This is a genomic window from Arthrobacter mangrovi (assembly GCF_026011795.1).
GTDB classification, from domain to species: Bacteria; Actinomycetota; Actinomycetes; order Actinomycetales; family Micrococcaceae; genus Crystallibacter; species Crystallibacter mangrovi.
In genome coordinates, this window is the sequence record NZ_BRVS01000008.1 from 320795 (window position 1) to 337410 (window position 16616).

At 67.4% G+C, this 16616-nt stretch carries 16 protein-coding genes and 1 riboswitch; of the genes, 5 read left to right on the forward strand and 11 right to left on the reverse strand.

The window, feature by feature from the left end; all coding sequences use genetic code 11:
• Nucleotides 1-182 precede the first annotated feature (182 nt).
• A riboswitch (cyclic di-AMP (ydaO/yuaA leader) is annotated at nucleotides 183-354 on the forward strand.
• 3 nt (nucleotides 355-357) lie between these two features.
• Both AHIS1636_RS11095 and ligM read left to right on the forward strand, forming a co-directional pair.
• A complete protein-coding gene (locus AHIS1636_RS11095) occupies nucleotides 358-1140 on the forward strand; it encodes a M23 family metallopeptidase (protein ID WP_264795871.1) in 783 nt (260 codons plus the stop codon).
• A gap of 191 nt (nucleotides 1141-1331) precedes the next feature.
• A complete protein-coding gene (gene ligM, locus AHIS1636_RS11100; RefSeq protein ID WP_264795921.1) occupies nucleotides 1332-2738 on the forward strand; it encodes a vanillate/3-O-methylgallate O-demethylase in 1407 nt (468 codons plus the stop codon).
• A 4-nt stretch (nucleotides 2739-2742) separates the two neighbouring features.
• Here ligM and AHIS1636_RS11105 read toward each other — a convergent pair whose 3' ends face one another.
• On the reverse strand, nucleotides 2743-3381 hold the full coding sequence (locus AHIS1636_RS11105) for a maleylpyruvate isomerase family mycothiol-dependent enzyme (RefSeq protein ID WP_264795872.1): 639 nt from the start codon (nucleotides 3379-3381) through the stop codon (nucleotides 2743-2745).
• Nucleotides 3378-4238, reverse strand: coding sequence for a methylenetetrahydrofolate reductase (locus tag AHIS1636_RS11110; protein WP_264795873.1), 861 nt, complete (start codon nucleotides 4236-4238; stop codon nucleotides 3378-3380). Before AHIS1636_RS11110 ends, AHIS1636_RS11105 begins: the two co-directional genes overlap by 4 nt.
• Before the next feature lie 170 nt (nucleotides 4239-4408).
• Here AHIS1636_RS11110 and AHIS1636_RS11115 point away from each other — a divergent pair, with 170 nt between their 5' ends.
• On the forward strand, nucleotides 4409-4837 hold the full coding sequence (locus tag AHIS1636_RS11115) for a very short patch repair endonuclease (protein WP_264795874.1): 429 nt from the start codon (nucleotides 4409-4411) through the stop codon (nucleotides 4835-4837).
• A gap of 133 nt (nucleotides 4838-4970) precedes the next feature.
• Here AHIS1636_RS11115 and AHIS1636_RS11120 read toward each other — a convergent pair whose 3' ends face one another.
• From AHIS1636_RS11120 to AHIS1636_RS11135, 4 genes are all read right to left on the reverse strand, one after another.
• The gene (locus tag AHIS1636_RS11120; RefSeq protein WP_264795875.1) at nucleotides 4971-5666 is read right to left on the reverse strand and encodes a DUF4190 domain-containing protein; all 696 of its coding nucleotides are present in this window, start codon (nucleotides 5664-5666) and stop codon (nucleotides 4971-4973) included.
• Nucleotides 5667-5783: 117 nt separating this feature from the next.
• Entirely contained in the window at nucleotides 5784-7466 is a 1683-nt protein-coding gene (locus AHIS1636_RS11125; RefSeq protein WP_264795876.1) for a thiamine pyrophosphate-binding protein, read from the reverse strand.
• Nucleotides 7467-7473: 7 nt separating this feature from the next.
• Nucleotides 7474-8595, reverse strand: coding sequence for an agmatinase (gene speB / locus AHIS1636_RS11130; protein ID WP_264795922.1), 1122 nt, complete (start codon nucleotides 8593-8595; stop codon nucleotides 7474-7476).
• Between the two features lie 98 nt (nucleotides 8596-8693).
• Nucleotides 8694-9269, reverse strand: coding sequence for a helix-turn-helix domain-containing protein (locus AHIS1636_RS11135; protein WP_264795877.1), 576 nt, complete (start codon nucleotides 9267-9269; stop codon nucleotides 8694-8696).
• Nucleotides 9270-9452: 183 nt separating this feature from the next.
• Between AHIS1636_RS11135 and AHIS1636_RS11140 the strand changes: the two genes are divergently transcribed.
• Entirely contained in the window at nucleotides 9453-10973 is a 1521-nt protein-coding gene (locus tag AHIS1636_RS11140; RefSeq protein WP_264795878.1) for a sodium:solute symporter family protein, read from the forward strand.
• A gap of 47 nt (nucleotides 10974-11020) precedes the next feature.
• Here the strand turns inward: AHIS1636_RS11140 and AHIS1636_RS11145 are convergent, their stop codons facing one another.
• Nucleotides 11021-11368 (reverse strand): DUF202 domain-containing protein, encoded by a 348-nt coding sequence (locus tag AHIS1636_RS11145; RefSeq protein ID WP_264795879.1) that lies wholly within the window; start codon nucleotides 11366-11368, stop codon nucleotides 11021-11023.
• Complete coding sequence (locus AHIS1636_RS11150) at nucleotides 11368-11778, reverse strand: YidH family protein (RefSeq protein ID WP_264795880.1); 411 nt, start codon at nucleotides 11776-11778, stop codon at nucleotides 11368-11370. Before AHIS1636_RS11150 ends, AHIS1636_RS11145 begins: the two co-directional genes overlap by 1 nt.
• Before the next feature lie 256 nt (nucleotides 11779-12034).
• On the opposite strand from AHIS1636_RS11150, the gene AHIS1636_RS11155 reads away from it, so the two are divergent.
• Entirely contained in the window at nucleotides 12035-13174 is a 1140-nt protein-coding gene (locus tag AHIS1636_RS11155; protein ID WP_264795881.1) for a VIT1/CCC1 transporter family protein, read from the forward strand.
• Between the two features lie 111 nt (nucleotides 13175-13285).
• Here AHIS1636_RS11155 and AHIS1636_RS11160 read toward each other — a convergent pair whose 3' ends face one another.
• The 3 genes from AHIS1636_RS11160 to purU form a co-directional block, all read right to left on the reverse strand.
• Nucleotides 13286-14866, reverse strand: coding sequence for an MDR family MFS transporter (locus tag AHIS1636_RS11160; protein ID WP_264795882.1), 1581 nt, complete (start codon nucleotides 14864-14866; stop codon nucleotides 13286-13288).
• Nucleotides 14863-15486: a TetR family transcriptional regulator gene (locus AHIS1636_RS11165; protein ID WP_264795883.1), complete on the reverse strand. Its 624-nt coding sequence runs from the start codon at nucleotides 15484-15486 to the stop codon at nucleotides 14863-14865. The genes AHIS1636_RS11160 and AHIS1636_RS11165 overlap by 4 nt, the downstream gene beginning before the upstream one ends.
• 253 nt (nucleotides 15487-15739) lie before the next feature.
• Nucleotides 15740-16612, reverse strand: a complete 873-nt coding sequence (purU, locus tag AHIS1636_RS11170; RefSeq protein ID WP_264795884.1) for a formyltetrahydrofolate deformylase — start codon at nucleotides 16610-16612, stop codon at nucleotides 15740-15742.
• Nucleotides 16613-16616 lie beyond the last annotated feature (4 nt).

Sequence of the window (16616 nt, forward strand, 5' to 3'; positions counted from 1 at the left end):
GGGTCGACACAAGAACACTGACGGAAAAGCAAATCGACGCGCCGCTTAAACGTTGATGTGTCGACAAACACGCATAACGAGTTTGTAACAGCCCCCGCCGGCCCGGTAACTTTGATTGCGCTTCCACGTAACGAGTGTTAGCCACCGCGGCTGCCCGCCTAACCCTGTCAGCAGCCGACGGGTACCGTTCAACGACCTTCCCGACAGGGGCGGAGGAACCACTTCCGGCGCTCAAGGCGCCTTGGGGTGAAGTTCGCCCGGCCGCAGAGACGACTCTCCTGCCTGCCAGCGAACCGAGCAGATCTCTCTGGCTCGAATCCGACAGCTAACTTCGCCGGCGCCCCGAGAGGAATCCCCGTGAACAGCAACTCCCCCATGCGCGGACGCCGACGCAGCACCGACACCTCGCTGATCGCCATCGTCCGCGGCAACCGGGCCACCGACCGCAGCAACAAGAAGATCGCCTCCGCCACCCGCGGCCAGAAGTTCAGCGTCGCCCTCGCGGCCGCCGGCATCCTGGCCCTCGCCGCCGTCCCCACCGCGCAGGCCGGAGCCGAACAGCTTGCTGCAACCCAGGCATCCAGCGTCACGCCCGCAGCTGTGACTGTCCCGGAGGATGCCAAGGCCGACTTTAAGCGTGTCGAGGTGATCGGCAAGGCCACCCCCAAGGCGGCCAAGATGGAGGCCGAAGCCGCCTCGATCAAGGACGCAGCCAAGGCGAAGAAGGAAGCGGCCAAGAAGGCGGATCCCAAGGGCCTCGTATCCCCGGTCCAGAAAATGGTCACCAGTTCCGGCTTCGGCTACCGGATCAACCCTGTGACGGGCGCGGCCGGAGAGTTCCATAACGGACTGGACTTCGCCCTGGCCTGCGGCACCCCCGTCAAGGCTGCCGCCGCAGGAACCGTCTCGGAGACTTCCTCCAGCGCCGGCGGTTACGGCAACCGCATCGTGATCAAGCACGCCGGCGGCCTGACCACCACCTACAACCACCTGCAGAACATCAGCGCCGCCAAGGGCCAGAAGGTCGCGGCCGGCGACAAGATCGGGGCTCTGGGCACCACCGGCAACACGACCGGCTGCCACCTGCATTTCGAGGTCCTGAAGGGCGGGTCCGAGATAGACCCCGCGAAATTCTTCTAGGTCATCTCCATCCGGGTTTCCTGCCAGAGGGGGCTGTGCGGCATGTCCGCGCGGCCCCCTCTGGTGCTTCTCCGGCTGCCGCGCCGCGCGGTGCAACGTCGCTACCTATAGTCATAGTGAGTCATCTCCGCTAGCGTGAGCTACATCACCGCCGTTCATCTGCGCAAAGGAGCTGTCCCGTGACCGACCCGATGACCGCCAAGAATCTGCAGGATGTCCTGGACCAGGCCGGCAACACCGTCGACCTGCTGCGCAACTCGCAGATCGGCGCCTACATCTACCCCGTCGTCGCCCCCGAATTCACCAATTGGCGCAGCGAGCAGCGGGCCTGGCGCGAGACGGCCGTGCTCTATGACCAGTCACACCATATGGACAACCTGTTCATCAAGGGTCCGGATGCGCTCAGGCTGATCTCGGACACCGCGATCAACTCCGTGGCCAGTTTCCCGGTCAATAAGGCGAAGCAGTATGTGCCGACGACGCCGTCCGGCCACGTGATCGGCGACGGCATCCTGTTCCACGAGGCGGAGGACGAGTACGTCTATGTGGGCCGGGCGCCGGCCGCCAACTGGCTGCTCTTCCACGGAGAGACGGGTGGCTACGATGTGGAAATCGTCGTCGACCGCCGCTCTCCGTCGCACCCGATGGGCCAGCCTGTGAAACGCAAGTACTGGCGGTTCCAGATCCAGGGCCCTAACGCGTGGCAGATTATCGAGAAAGTCAATGGCGGTCCTGTGGAGCAGCTGAAGTTCTTCACCATGGACCGCATGAATGCGGCCGGTTCACAGGTCCACACGCTCCGCCACGGAATGGCCGGCGCCCCGGGCCTGGAGCTGTGGGGTCCCTACGAGACCTACGACCGGACCCGCGATGCCATTCTGGAGGCCGGACAGGAGTTCGGAATGCTCGCCGTGGGCTCGCGGGCTTACCCCTCCAATACTCTGGAATCCGGCTGGATTCCGTCGCCGCTCCCGGCCATCTACACCGGCGACGAACTGCGGCCGTACCGCGAGTGGCTCGGCGCGGACAGCTATGAAGCCACCAACGCCGTCGCCGGCAGCTTCGTGTCGGAGGACATCGAGGACTATTACCTGACGCCGTGGGCGCTGGGCTACGGCCCGTTCGTGAAATTCGACCACGATTTCATCGGCCGCGAGGCCCTCGAACGGATCGATCCTGCTTCCCAGCGCAAGAAGGTGACGCTGGCTTGGAATCCCGAGGACGTCGCAAAGATCTTCGCCTCGCTCTTCGACACCAGCGGAACCCCGTACAAGTACTTCGACCTGCCGCTGGCCAATTACGGATCATCCAACTACGACGCCGTGGTGGATGCAGGCGGAACGACCGTCGGCCTGTCGATGTTCACCGGCTACAGCGCCAACGAGAAGCGCGCCCTCTCGCTGGCGACCGTGGACGCCGACGTCCCCGAAGGCACCGAACTCAAGGTGATCTGGGGCGAGCCGGACGGCGGTACGCGCAAGACGACGGTCGAGCCTCACCGGCAGTTCGAGGTCAGGGCCGTCGTCAGTCCGGTGCCGTACGCGGCGGCGGCGCGGCAGGATTATCGCGGCGGCTGGCGCACCGGCAACCGCCACTGACCCCTCAGGCCAGCAGGGCTGCGGTTCCCGGGCCGGCAAGTTCGTGCGTGTCCAAGGGTCGGCCCGACACCGCCAGCAGCAGGGCGGAGGCGGTCCCCCGCACGAGCTTGCCGGCACCGGTACCGAATTCCGTGTCGGTGGCTTCGAGCCGGAGTCCTTCGGTCCGTTCCTTGCCGCCGCCGAGCTTCATACTGGTGGCCGCCTGGTAGGCGAGCGCAGATGCCACGTGGCTGGCAGGATAGCTGCGGGCCAGGCCAAGCGGCCGGCGGATGTCCTCGCCGTGGACAAAGACTTCCACGAGCCGGGTCGCCGGCGGCGCCGGCGCGCTCGTAGTCCGCCGGACCGCCGCACGGAAGGCGTCCAAGGTACCGAACGGATCCTTCGCGCGCTCACGGGCGACCCCTTGGGCGTTGCAACGATCGAAGTCGAAGCCGGCGGCGATAAACCGGCGGACGAATCCGAGCCGCGTGGTCTTCGCGTCATCGACTAGATGGGCCAGGACATCGTGCACGTCCCAGCCGGGGCACAACGAAGGGGTGGCCCATTTGTCGGCTGGCAGGGCCTCCAGGTCGCGGACCAAGGCAGTCCGCTCGTCGTGGACCACGGTCCAGATCCCGGCGCCGGGATTTCGCTTCCTGCTCACGCTGCCGCCGCCTTCCGAACCCATTCCGCCGTTGCCTTGAGTCCGCCGAAAGTGTAGAAGTGCAACTGCACTGGGCCGTGGTCCGCTGCATCCAGCCGCCGGGCAAGCTCACCAACGAACCTGTCCGGACCTGCCGTGCCCAGCAGGTTGGCCAGGGAGAAACCGTACTTGTGGACGATGCCCGCCGAGGACGCCACGCCGAACCGGCGGGCAAAGGCGAGCAGCCGCTTCACGCCGGCAGGCCCCGGTACGCCGATCCGCACCGGCGCATCGACGCCTCGGCGCCGCAGGTCTGCGAGCCAGTCCAGCACCGGATCGACGTCGAATCCGAATTGCGTGATGATCGTCGGCTGCAGGTTCTGCGCCTGCAGGGCCGCGCACTTCTGCAGCAACACGGTCCACAGCCGGGCGCTGTCAATCTCCGGATGGCCCTCCGGGTAGCCGCTGATGCCTACCTGCCGGATTCCGTATCGGCCAAGCAGGCCGCTGCCGATCAAGGCCAGCGAGTCGTCGTAGGGGCCCATCGGTTCAGCCGGATCACCGGCGACCACGAATGCGTCTTCCACGGCGGCCTCGGCCGCCAAGGCACCGAGGAATTCCTCCAGCTCGGCTTGGGAACCCAGGCGGCGGGCGGATATGTGCGGCACGGGGACGAAGCCGAGCCGCCTGACCGCCGCGGCTGCGCCGACGCGCATCGGCAGGTCCTCATTGCCCAGGAAGGTGACGTTGACTCTCGTGCCGGGAGGGATCGATGCGGCCGCTTCCTCCAGGCCGGCCACGTCCTTGCCGGTCATCTCAAGGGAGAAATCTTCGAGCAGGGCGCGCTCCGCGCCGCGATGTGTGGTCTGTCCAGCCATGTCGCGATAGCTCCCTTCTTCCGGGCCTCCCTGCGGGGCCGCGGACGCCGGCACGCCCGCCGCTTCGTCCGAAAGCGAGGGGGCAAGCACGATTCTAGCCTCCCTTCCCTATCTTCATAGTGAGTTAGGGGAAGCGGCAGAGGCCCCGCCGCCCAACCTAAACTGGAGTCATGGCCGACAAGCTCACTCCCGAGCAGCGGAGCGCCAATATGTCGCGGATCAGGGGCAAGAACACCAAGCCGGAGCTGCTGGTCCGCCGACTGCTGCATGCGCGCGGGTACCGCTTCCGGCTCCACGGCTCCGCGGCCGGACGGACGCTGCCGGGCAAGCCTGACCTCGTGTTCGCCGGCCGGCGCAAAGTCATCTTCGTCAACGGGTGCTTCTGGCACTCGCACGATTGCCGGGCCGGCCAGCACGCGCCGAAGTCCAACGCGGATTTCTGGTCCGCGAAGCGGGAGCGGACAGCGTCACGGGATGCCGCGCAGCGGGAGCAACTGCAACAGGCCGGCTGGACCGTCCTGACCGTCTGGGAGTGCGAGTTCAAGAAGAGCTCGGACCTGCAGGAATTGGAGGAACGGCTGGTCGGCTTCCTAGGCTGAGCCGAAGGGGCGCCGTCCGGCCGCGGCCGGCCGCAAGGCCACCCTCGGCCGCGGGGAGTTCCAGGCGGCCGCATGGCAGCGGCCCCTCCCCTGGGCAAGGGGAGGGGCCGCTGCAGAGAGCAGAAGCGCGGGATTACAGCTGGGCCTGCCCGCTGACGCACTCGGCCTGGCCGGCGCCGGAGTCGGTGGCTACCGACTCGCCGTCCATGATGACTTCGCAGCTGACGTTGCCCTCGGAGACAACGGACAGCGCCGCCCCGGGGAGCCCGGTGAACGTCAGCTCCTGCTCCCAATCGCCGGTGATTTCCTCCTGCACCGGTTCCAGCCCGTCGCTGTAGACGACGGTGGCGGGACCGTCCGCAGTCACCTTGTACTGCACCGTGTGTTCACCGACCGCTTGGCTCACGGCGACCGCGATGAGCGCCGTGATGATGCCCGCGATGACGGCACCCAGCGCGCCAAGGACGATTCCGGTGATGGACATGCCCTTCTTCTGTTTCTTGACCAGGGCGATGATGCCGAAAATTACGGCCAGCGGGCCCAGCAGGAAGCTGATGAAGCCGATGCCGGGAATGACGCCGAAGACGATCGCGACGATACCGAGCACCAGCGCGGTGATCGCCAGCCCGCTCTTGGGTTTGGGAGCCTGGCCGTAGCCGAAGCCGGGCTGGCCCGGGTACGCGGTGTAGGGCGAGCCCTGCGGTGCGTTCTGGCTGTACGGCTGGGCGTAAACTCCGCCCGGTTGGGCTGCCGCATGCTGCGGCTGCCCGTCCCCCTGCGCGGCGGTACCCTGCGGATTGGCGGACGGTGATTCAAACTGGCTGGACACAGATTCCCCCGGAATAAAAGTGCGTGTGATCAGGCGCGATGCGAGTGCGGCGCCCTCCGCAGTCTATCCGAATGCCGGGCGGCCTCGATGGGGAGCCCTCCCCATCGAGGCGGTCGCTCAGGTGGCCAGGTGGGTGGGGGCGAACATCTTCAGGGTGGTTTCGACAACGACGACGTTCGGCCCCTCCGCGGTGAGGCTTTCCTCCAACGCCTGCCGGATATCTTCGGGCCGCACCCGCCTGGCCGGCACCGAGAACGATTCGGCGAGCCTGACGAAGTCCGGCCGCGCCAGCTCCGTTGCGGTGGCCTGCCCGAAGGCGTCCTGCATGTACTCGCGCAGGATGCCGTACCCGCCGTCGTCGACAATCAGCCAGGTGACCGGCAGATTGTGCTGCCGTACGGTGGCGAGCTCGCTGATCGAATACATCGCGGAGCCGTCGCCGGAGACAGCCAGTACGCGTGCGGGGAGCCCCTTGGACTCGAGGCCCACCGAGCCGCCGATCGCCCCAGGAAATCCGAAACCGAGCCCGCCGGCCCCCTGCGCCGAATGGAACTGCCCCTGGCGCGAGTCCCAGCAGCTCCAGGCCCAGTAGGCCGAGATGGTCATGTCCCAAAACGTCTGCATGCTGTCCGGAACGGCCGCACGAATGTCCGCCATGAACGCCCGTTCCCTCCCCAGGTCCTGGCCGTCGAGCCGCTCCTGGACCTTGGTGAGGGTCTCCTTGACCAGCTGCTCCGGGGTCTTGCCGTGCCAATCGGGGACGTTGGCCCCGGCACCCAGCACCGCGTCGAGGGAACTGTCCAGCGCCACCAGTGCCTGTCCCGCATCCGCCCGGATGCCGAGCGCGGGCCGGTTGGACTCCAGCACCCGCGGCTCGGCGTCCACCTGGATGATCCGGCCGCGCGGCTCCAGCGTGAAGTAGTTGCTGGTCACCTCGCCCAGCGACGAGCCCAGCACCAGGAGCACGTCGGCATCTTCGAGCACCTCCGTGACGTACCGGTCCTCCACCCAGGACTGCAGCGAGAGCTCGTGCTGCCATGGGAACGCGCCGTTCCCGCCTGGCGAGCAGACCACTGGCGCCCGCAGCTTCTCCGCGAGGGACAGCAGCCACGGTTCGGCCTTGCCGCGCCGGACGCCGCCGCCGGCGATGATCGCCGGGCGCTGCGCCGCGGCGAGCCACTTCACCGCCTCCTTGACCAGCTCGGTCCGCGGCGGGTTGTCGAAGGCTTCCGCGAGCGCATCTTCCACCGGCGGAACCATCACGGGATCCAGCAGCACGTTCTGCGGGACTTCGATCCAGACGGGCCCCTGCGGCGAGGAGATGGCCTCGGTCCACGCATCCTGGATGGCCGAGGGGATCCCGGACGCATGCTGGATCAGCCGCTGGCTCTTGGTGACGTTGGCCGCGGACGCCTTCTGGTCATCGAGCTGGTGCAGCATGCCCTTGCGGCGCGCGCCCAGGCCCTCCAGCGGAATCTGGCTGGCGACCACCACCATCGGCACGCCGGTGGCATAGGCTTCCTGGAGCCCGGCAAGCGAGGTCAGCGCCCCGGGACCGGTAGACAGGAACAGCACGCCGACCTCGCCGGTGGCGCGGGAGAAGCCGTCCGCCGCGAAGGCCGAGTTGTTCTCCACGCGGGAGGAGATGAACCGCAGACTGGAGCGTGAGAGCGCATCGAAGAGCCCGAGCGCATGCTGCCCCGGGATCCCGAAGACGGTCGTGGCCCCAAGCGCGCTGAGGGTTTCGACGACGAGGTCCCCGCCGTTGCGGACGGCAGCTGCGGTGGGCTGCGCGGTCACCTGCGGCTCACCGTCCTTCCGGTGCGAGGGCGTTCCCGGCCAGCGGGTCACCGTGCAGCTTACGTGAGCCGTCCTGCACCACACCGTGGGCCTCGGCACCCGCCGAGGCCCCGCCGTCGTTAAGGTCCGCCGTCCGGGCAGACCCGCCGGCGTCCTGCCGATCAGCGGCGTTGGCGGCCAGCAGCGTCACCAGGTCGAAGGCGACATGGCTCGCGGCGACGCCGGTGATCTCGGCGTGGTCGTACGCCGGAGCGACCTCGACGACGTCCGCGCCGACCAGGTTCATCCCGCGGAAGCCGCGGATGATCTCGAGCAGCTCGCGGCTGGTCATGCCGCCGGCCTCAGGGGTCCCCGTGCCCGGGGCATGGGCCGGGTCCAGCACATCGATGTCGACCGAGATGTAGAGCGGCCTGTCACCGATCCGGTCCCGCAGCTTCGCCACGACCTCAGCCACGCCCTGATAGTAGACGTCCGAGCTGGTCACGATGCCGAAGCCGAAGCGCCGGTCGTCCTCCAGGTCCTTCTTGCCATAGAGCGGGCCGCGGGTGCCGACGTGGCAGATCGCCTCGGTGTCCAGGATGCCCTCCTCGACCGCGCGGCGGAATGGAGTGCCGTGGGTGTACTCGGCTCCGAAGTACGTGTCCCAGGTATCCAGGTGGGCATCGAAATGCAGCATGGCTACCGGCTCGCCCGCGCGCTCCGAGGCCGCGCGCAGCAGCGGCAGGGCGATGGTGTGGTCGCCGCCGAGAGTCACCAGGCGGGTGCCGCCCGCCGTGAGGTCCAGGGCGTTTTGCTGGACTGTCTCGATGGCCTCGTTGATATTGAACGGATTGACCGCCATGTCTCCGGCGTCCGCAACCTGCAGCTCCTCGAACGGGCTCACGTCCCACGCCGGGTTGTACGGTCGCAGCAGCCGCGACGCTTCCCGCACATGGTTGGATCCGAAGCGGGCGCCGGGGCGGTAGGAAACACCGGCATCGAAGGGCACTCCGACCAGGGCGACGTCCGCCCGGTCCACTTGGTCCAGCCGGGGCAGCCGCGCGAAGGTCGCGGCGCCCGAGAACCGCGGCACGCGGGAAGAGTCGATGGGGCCTAGCTTGCCGTTGGTTTCGATCCGGACTTCTTCCATCATGGTCTCCTCGAGAAGTTGCCCATTAGGCATCAAGTGTTTTTCAGTACGCTAATTGTGGTCCGGGTCTCAGTCAAGGAAGAACGGTGCCTGCGCAGCTAGCGGGCGGCGGCCGGCACGAGCGTCCAGGTGACCACCGCCGGCTCCCCGCTCTCGTTGACCCAGGTGTGCGGCTCCCGCCCGGGAAATGAGATGGTGTCGCCGGCGTCGAGCTCGTAGCGCTCGGATGTGAAGATCAGGGTGATGCGGCCCGAGATCACCTGCAGGACATCGACGTCGCAGTCCACGGAGTACAGTTCAGCCTCGCCGCGGCCGTGCGGCTCGATCGTCGCGCGGATGACCTGCAGGCGATGCTCATGCCGGGCCGTGAGCAGTTCTTCCTTGATGCCCTCGCCGCCGAGGTTCACCCGCGGCCCTTCGCCCCGACGGGAGAGATGGGTTTCGGGCATGGTGAACAGGTCGCCGATCGAGATTCCCAGCACCTGGCAGAGCGTGACCAGCGAAGCCACCGAAGGCGACGTCAGGTCGCGCTCCACGCGGCTGAGGAAGCCTTTCGTCAAGCCGGTGGATTCGGCGACCTGCTCAATGGTCATGCGCTGGCCCTGGCGGGCAGCACGGATGCGCGAGCCAATCGCGACCGGGGCATTGCTGGGCTCGACGGGCAGTGCTTTCACGGATGTCCTCTTTCACGACGGAAGCTCACTAGAGCTTAACTACTCAACGGTTCACCGCCACCCGGGGCGCCATGCCAACCCGCGCGGTTGACGGTGACTCCCGCCACAATTAGCCTATCACTCAACACTTGTTGCCCTGTAGGCAATTCTTCCGACCCGGCCCTTCCCTCCCCGAGGTTTTCCATGAACAGTCAAGTCATCAACGTCGCCATAGTTGTGGCCTACCTGGCCGCAATGCTGCTCTTCGGCTGGTGGGGCAAGTCCCGCACCAAGGACACCAGCGACTTCCTCGTCGCGGGCCGGCGCCTCGGCCCGCTGCTCTATACGGGCACGATGGCCGCCGTCGTCCTCGGCGGGGCCTCCACCGTGGGCGGCGTCGGGCTCGGTTACCAGTACGGCATTTCCGGCATGTGGCTGGTGGTGGCCATCGGCACCGGCGTCCTGCTGCTCAGCCTGCTTTTCGCGCCGACGCTGCAGAAGCTGCGGATCTACACCGTGGCGCAGATGCTGACGCTGCGCTACGGCGTGCACGCCACGAAGTTCTCCGGCATCGTCATGCTCGCCTACACGCTGATGCTCTGCGCCACCTCGACCGGCGCCTACGCCACCATCATGGTGGTGCTCTTCGGATGGGAACGCTGGCTGTCCATCCTGGTCGGCGGCACGATCGTGCTTATCTACTCCACTGTGGGCGGCATGTGGTCCATCACCCTCGCCGACATGGCCCAGTTCATCATCAAGACCATCGGCGTCTTCTTCCTCATGCTCCCGCTGACCTGGTCCTCCGCCGGAGGGATCGAGGGCATCCGGGGCCGGGTGGACGCCGAGTTCTTCTCCATCGATGGCATCGGCGTGCAGACCATCATCACGTACTTCGTCGTCTATACGCTCGGCCTGCTGATCGGCCAGGACATCTGGCAGCGGGTGTTCACCGCGCGGACGCCCCGGGTCGCCCGGTGGGGCGGGGCAGCCGCGGGAACCTACTGCATCCTCTACGGCGCCGCGGGCGCCCTGATCGGCATGGCTGCCGCCGTCGTTATCCCCAACATCGAGGTGCCGGACGATGTCTACGCCGACGTGGCGATGAACCTCCTGCCGCTCGGTGTCGGCGGCGTGGTGCTCGCCGCGGCCGTCGCCGCCATGATGTCCACCGCCTCCGGCACGCTGATCGCCGCCGCCACGGTGGCGAAGGCGGACGTCGTGCCGTTCGTGATGTCCTGGTTCGGCAAGACGGTCGACGCCGACCACGAGCATGCCGAGCACGACGTCGCCGGCAACCGCTGGTGGGTCTTCGGGCTCGGCGCGCTGTCCATCCTGCTGGCCATCCTCGTGCAGGACGTCGTGGCCGCGCTGACCATTGCCTATGACATCCTAGTCGGCGGGCTGCTGATCGCGATCCTCGGCGGCCTGGTCTGGAAGCGCGGAACTGGCATGGGCGCCGCTGTCTCGATGGCCGCCGGCAGCGTCGTCACCCTCACCACCATGATTGTGCTGGAAATCAATGCCGAGAACCGGTACGACGGTGTCTACGCCAACGAGCCGATCTACTACGGGCTTGCCGCCGCCCTGGTCAGCTACATCGCGGTTTCGCTGGCCACCCGCCCGACCGACCCGGCGGTCCGGGCCGCCTGGGACCGGCGCGTTGCCGGCGCGGCGGCCCAAGAGGCGCCGGCCGTGGGAGCCGAGGCGCTCACCCGCCGCTGAACCGGCAGGCGCTTCGGGAGCTTCGATCGGCTAAGCCCCTGGAGCGCCTATCCGGGAACCGGCAGGAAAACCACGGTGAAGATTCCCAAGGCGGCCAGGGCCACCACGGTCAGGGACGTGAACAGGACGGCAACGACGTCGGCGTGTATGGTTTCGTTCGCAATGCCGTGGACGGCGCGGTGGTAGCGGGCGCGCTGCGTCCCGTTGATGACCAGGGCCGCCAGCAGCGTCAGCGCGATGAGCACGCCCGTGAACAGCCCGTGGTGCGGCGTCCAGCGCAGGAAGATTGCCGCTGCGACCACCATGGTCAGCGTGGTGCGGCCCCAGGCCAGAGAGGTGCGCTCCGGCTGCAGGCCGGGATCCAGATGCGCCGGGATGTGGTTGCGGGGCGCCATCAGGCGGGCCGCAGCACAACGAACACGACGAAGATCGCTCCGACCAGTGCCCCGCCGATGGCCAGGATCGGCGCAAGCACGGGCAGCGGGAGCGGCTCTTTCTGCCGCATGGCCCGCTCCACGCCCAGCCAGCGGAAGAACGCCCCGGCGCCGATCACCATCGCCAGCACGAGCAGCAGGATGGCGGTCGTCTTGCGGATCTCCGGGTCCAGCAGGTCGCTGGTGAAGGCCTCGACGGCGATTCCGCCGGCGAGCAGCGCGAGCGAGGTGCGGATCCAGGCCAGGAAGGTGCGCTCGTTGGCGAGGGTGAAACGCGGATCGGGCTCGGCGCCTCCCCGCAGGAGCTTTGCGGCGAACTTGCTGCGGCCGGAGTCGGGAGCGGGATCGGAGGGGGGAACTGACGTTGGCACGGCTTCATCCTAGCGGCGGACGGCAGTGAGCGGCGGCCATATGAATCGTGCGCTACAGGTCTCGCCGGGTATGATGGAGGCTGCGAAGGGGAGTAGCTCCACCGCCGTCCGCTCCGGACCGGCGCGGAGGGCTGTCGACATACTGGCCGTGATCTGCGGCCCGGCAGTCCACCCGGCCTGCACTTGCAGGACCGGGCGAGCGAGACCTTCGGCCAGTTGATGCCCAGCTGGCCGGAGGCCCCTAGGTCTCCGGCCCATGACCAGGAGCACCGTGGACACGAGCCCCTCCCCCGAACGATTCCCCAACCCCACCCAGGCACCGCCGTCGAACTCCGACATTAAGCGATGGCGCCGCTACCTTGCCGACGAACGGGCAGAAGCCGCGATCTATCGGGGGCTCGCCCGCCGCCGGACCGGCGAAGAACGCGAGATCCTGCTCGAACTCGCGGACGCCGAAGGCCGGCACGAACAGCACTGGCGCGACCTGCTGGGCGATCACGCCGACAAGCCCATCCGCCCGTCGTTCCGCCGGATCCTGCTGCGCTTCATGGCCCGCAGCTTCGGCTCCATTTTCGTCATGGCCCTGGCCCAACGCGCCGAGGGCCGCTCCCCCTACAGCTCCGAGCCGGCTGCTACGGACGCCATGGCCGCGGACGAACTGATCCATGAAGAGGTGGTCCGCGGCCTGGCCACGCGCGGCCGAGCCCGGATTTCCGGCAACTTCCGCGCCGCAGTCTTCGGGGCGAACGACGGCCTGGTTTCCAACCTGGCCCTGATCATGGGCATCGGCGCCACCGGCGTGTCCAGTTCCTTCGTGCTGTTCAGCGGCATCGCCGGCCTGCTTGCCGGAGCCCTGTCCATGGGCGCCGGCGAGTACGTTTCCGTCCGTTCACAGCGCGAGCTGCTGGCCGCCACCAAGCCCACCCAGATCACGCTGACGGCGGCGCCGGACCTCGACCTGAACGGCAACGAACTCGTGCTCGTCTACAGGGCTCGCGGCATGTCGCAGGAGGCGGCCGAGCACCGGGCGGCCGAGCGGATGGGCTACCTCGACTGCGACTGCGATCCCAGCCTTTCGCTCCAGACGCCCGACGTCTATGAAAACGAGTACCAGGAAATCGGCACCGGCTGGAACGCCGCCGTCTCCAGCTTCCTCTTCTTCGCCACCGGCGCGCTGGTCCCGATCCTGCCCTACATCTTCGGCATGGAAGGACTGGCCGCACTGGTCGTGTCGCTGGGCCTGGTGGGCGTAGCACTGCTGTTCACCGGCGGAGTCGTCGGCCTGCTCTCCGGTTCCTCCCCGGCGAAGCGCGGTCTCCGCCAGCTGGCGATCGGCATCGGCGCGGCCATTGCCACCTACCTGCTGGGCCTGCTGTTCGGCACCAGCGTCGCCTGATCCTGCGGCACCACGGATCCGGCTATGGACGAGCCCACCGGCCGGGCACCCTCGCGGGTGTCCGGCCGGTGGGCTCGTTGTAGCGGTGTCGTTGCGGGGGGCGGCCTTCGGCTAACGCCGGCCGGCGTCTTCCGAGTTGATCAGGACGTTGCCTTCGGACAGCGACTCCGGCATCAGGTCCGGCTCCAGCGAGGTGGCCAGCGGCTTCTCCTTGACGAAGCAGCACAGCACCGTCGCGATCAGCACGAGCGGCACCATGTAGGCGAACAAGGGCATCAAGGCGCCGTTGTAGGACTCGACCACGAGGCTGCGCACGGGGTCCGGCAGTCCGTGGACCAGTTCCGGCGTCAGCGAGTTCGCGCCGCCCGCACCCCCGGAGCCCGCCGCGGGCAGCCGCTCCGTGAGCAGTTCCACCAGACGGTGCGCAAACAGGCTGCCGACGACGGCCGACCCCAGCGTGGCGCCGATCTGGCGGAAGAAGTTGTTGGCCGCCGTCGCTGTTCCCACCTGCCGCAGCGGGAAGGAATTCTGCACGATCAGCACCAGGATCTGCATGTTCAGGCCCAGGCCGAGGCCCAGTACGCCGAGGTTGACGCAGATGTGCCAGACCGCGGTCTCCGCGTGGACGGTTCCCATCAGGAGCAGCGCGCCGGCCACGATGACGGTGCCGGCAATCGGCATCCACTTGTAGCGGCCGGTCTTCGACACCAGGGAACCGGAGGTCACCGAGGCGCCCAGCAGCGCGGCCATCATCGGGATCATCAGCAGGCCGGCTTCCGTCGCCGATGCGCCGGTTGCCATCTGCAGGTATGTCGGCATATAGCCGATCGCGCCGAACATGGCCACGGAGACGAGCAGGCCGGAGATCGTCGCCAGGTTGAAGTTCCGGTCCTTGAACAGCTCCATCGGGATAATCGGCTCCGCCGTGCGCCGCTCCACCATGACGAAGCCGACGGCGGCCAGCACGGTCGCGGCGATCAGGGCGAGCATCCGAGGGTCGTCCCAGTCCAAGGTGCTGCCGCCCCAACTGCTGATAAGCACGAGGCCGGTAGTCGCCAGCGCCATCAGGATCATGCCCCAGACGTCGAGCGTAGGACGGCCCCGTCGCGCCGGGGACTTCAGGAAGTAGATGGCGCCGAACAGCGCCAGTACGCCGAGGGGCACGTTGAACCAGAAAGCCCAGCGCCATCCCGGCCCCTCCGTGAGCCACCCGCCGATCAGCGGGCCGACGACCGAGGAGAATGCGAAGACGCCACCCATCGCGCCCATGTACTTTCCGCGCTCACGGGCGGGAACGACGTCGGCAATGATGGCCTGCGACAGGATCATCAGCCCGCCGCCGCCGAGGCCCTGCACCACGCGGGCCGCGATCAGCCAACCCATGTCCGGCGCCAGCGCACCGATGACCGAGCCGACCAGGAAGATCGAGATGGCGCCGACGAGGAGCCATTTGCGACCCATCAAGTCGCCGAGCTTGCCGTAGATCGGCATCATGACGGTGGAGGCCAGGATGAAGGCGGTGATCACCCAAAGCATCAGCGTGGCGCCGTTGAGTTCGCCGACGATGGTCGGCAGGGCCGTGCCCAGGATCGTCTGGTTCAGGGAGGCCAGCAGCATGGCCAGCACCAGGGCCACGAAGACCAGCGCGAGGTTCCCGTGCTTGGTCCCGGCGGCGTTCGGGGATGTTGTCATAGAAGTTCCTTCAGGACCGACCGCATCAGCGCAAGCCCCTCATCAAGGGCATCGAACTGGGATTCGCGGGTGGGACGGGAAATGGTCTTTTGCATAACGTTGCGCAGTCCGGCGCCGGCCACCATCACGATGGTCTTGGCGACGTCCTCGACGCTGTAGGGCTCGTCCCGGCGGCTGGCCCAGCGCTGCGAGGAGGCGAGCTGCTCCGTGACGATCCCGGTAACGAGCTGCTCCACCTTGACGACGTACTGGAACCGCCGGTGCGCCAGATGCGGGTACTTGTGCAGGATCGCGTGCCGGTTTTCGCCGGAGGCGCCGCCCTGGATGGACTGCAGCACGCTCAGCATCAGGTGGCTGACCTGCTCCAGCAGATCGCCCTCCACGTTGAAGCTGGCCAGCATGGAATCGTCGACGGACGGCTCCTGCAGCCCGAGGACAGCATCTTCCTTGCACTGGAAGTAGTTGAAAAAGGTGCGGGTCGAGACACCGGCCGCGGCCGCAACGGCCTCGACGCCGACGTGCTCCAGACCCTTCTCGAGCGCGGTTTGCGAAGCGGCGGCGTGCAATGCGGACCAGGTCTCGGCACGCTTCCGCTCACGCAGGGAAATTGGTTGACTCACCGAACTATATTGTCAGTACGGCAAACTTTTCACAAGTGCAAACTTACATTAGTGCAAGAAATCACACCGGCGTCGGGCACGCGCTGCTGGGCGGGGCGGGCGCGGAAGGGTGTGGAAGGCGGGGCGAGCCCGGAAGGCGCGGGAACGGGAAGGAACAGCGTCTTCGAGGGGTGGATTAACGACGGCGGCGGCCACCTTGTGGGTGGCCGCCGCCAGACGGAACCGGGCGGGAGATCCGCCGTGATAAGTTGTCCTACCGCAGTACCACGGTCCGGTTGCCGTGCAGGATGACGCGGCCTTCGCAGTGCCACTTCACGGCGTCGGACAACGCCTTGCACTCGGTGTCGCGGCCCGCGGCAACGAGGTCCTCGGGACCGAAGGTGTGGTCAACGGCAACAACCTGCTGGGCGATGATCGGGCCCTCGTCCAGCTCGGCATTGACGTAGTGCGCGGTCGCGCCGACGGTCTTCACGCCCTTCTCGTACGCCTGGTGGTAAGGCTTGGCACCCTTGAAGCTAGGCAGGAAGGAGTGGTGGATGTTGATGACGCGGCCGGCCATGCGGGTGGCGAGCTGGTCGCTCAGCACCTGCATGTAGCGCGCGAGCACCACCAGTTCCACCTCGAACCTGTCCACAAGTTCCAGCAGCTTTGCCTCGGCCTCCGGCTTGGTCTCCTTGGTGACCGGGATGTGGAAGAACGGGATGCCGTGCCATTCCACGAGCCGCTGGTGGTCCAGGTGGTTGGACACGACGGCGACGATGTCGACCGGCAGTTCCCCGGTGCGGGCACGGTAGAGCAGGTCGTTCAGGCAGTGCCCGAACTTGGACACCATGACCATCACGCGCTTCTTCGCCGCGTGCTGGCCAAGCTGCCAGTTCATCTTGAACTGCTCGGCCACGGGCACGAAGTCCCGCCGCAGGGCTTCCTCGTCGAGCGGCTCGCCGGAGGCGGACGCCACGTGGACCCGCATGAAGAAGTGGCCCCAGCGGCGGTCGTCGAACTGCTTGAGTTCAACGATCGTGCACCCGTGCTCGAGCAGGACGGCGCTGACCGCGTGGACAATGCCGGCCCCCTCGGGACAATCGAGGGTCAGGACCAGTTCGTTGGCGCTATTTGGAGTTTTCACGCTG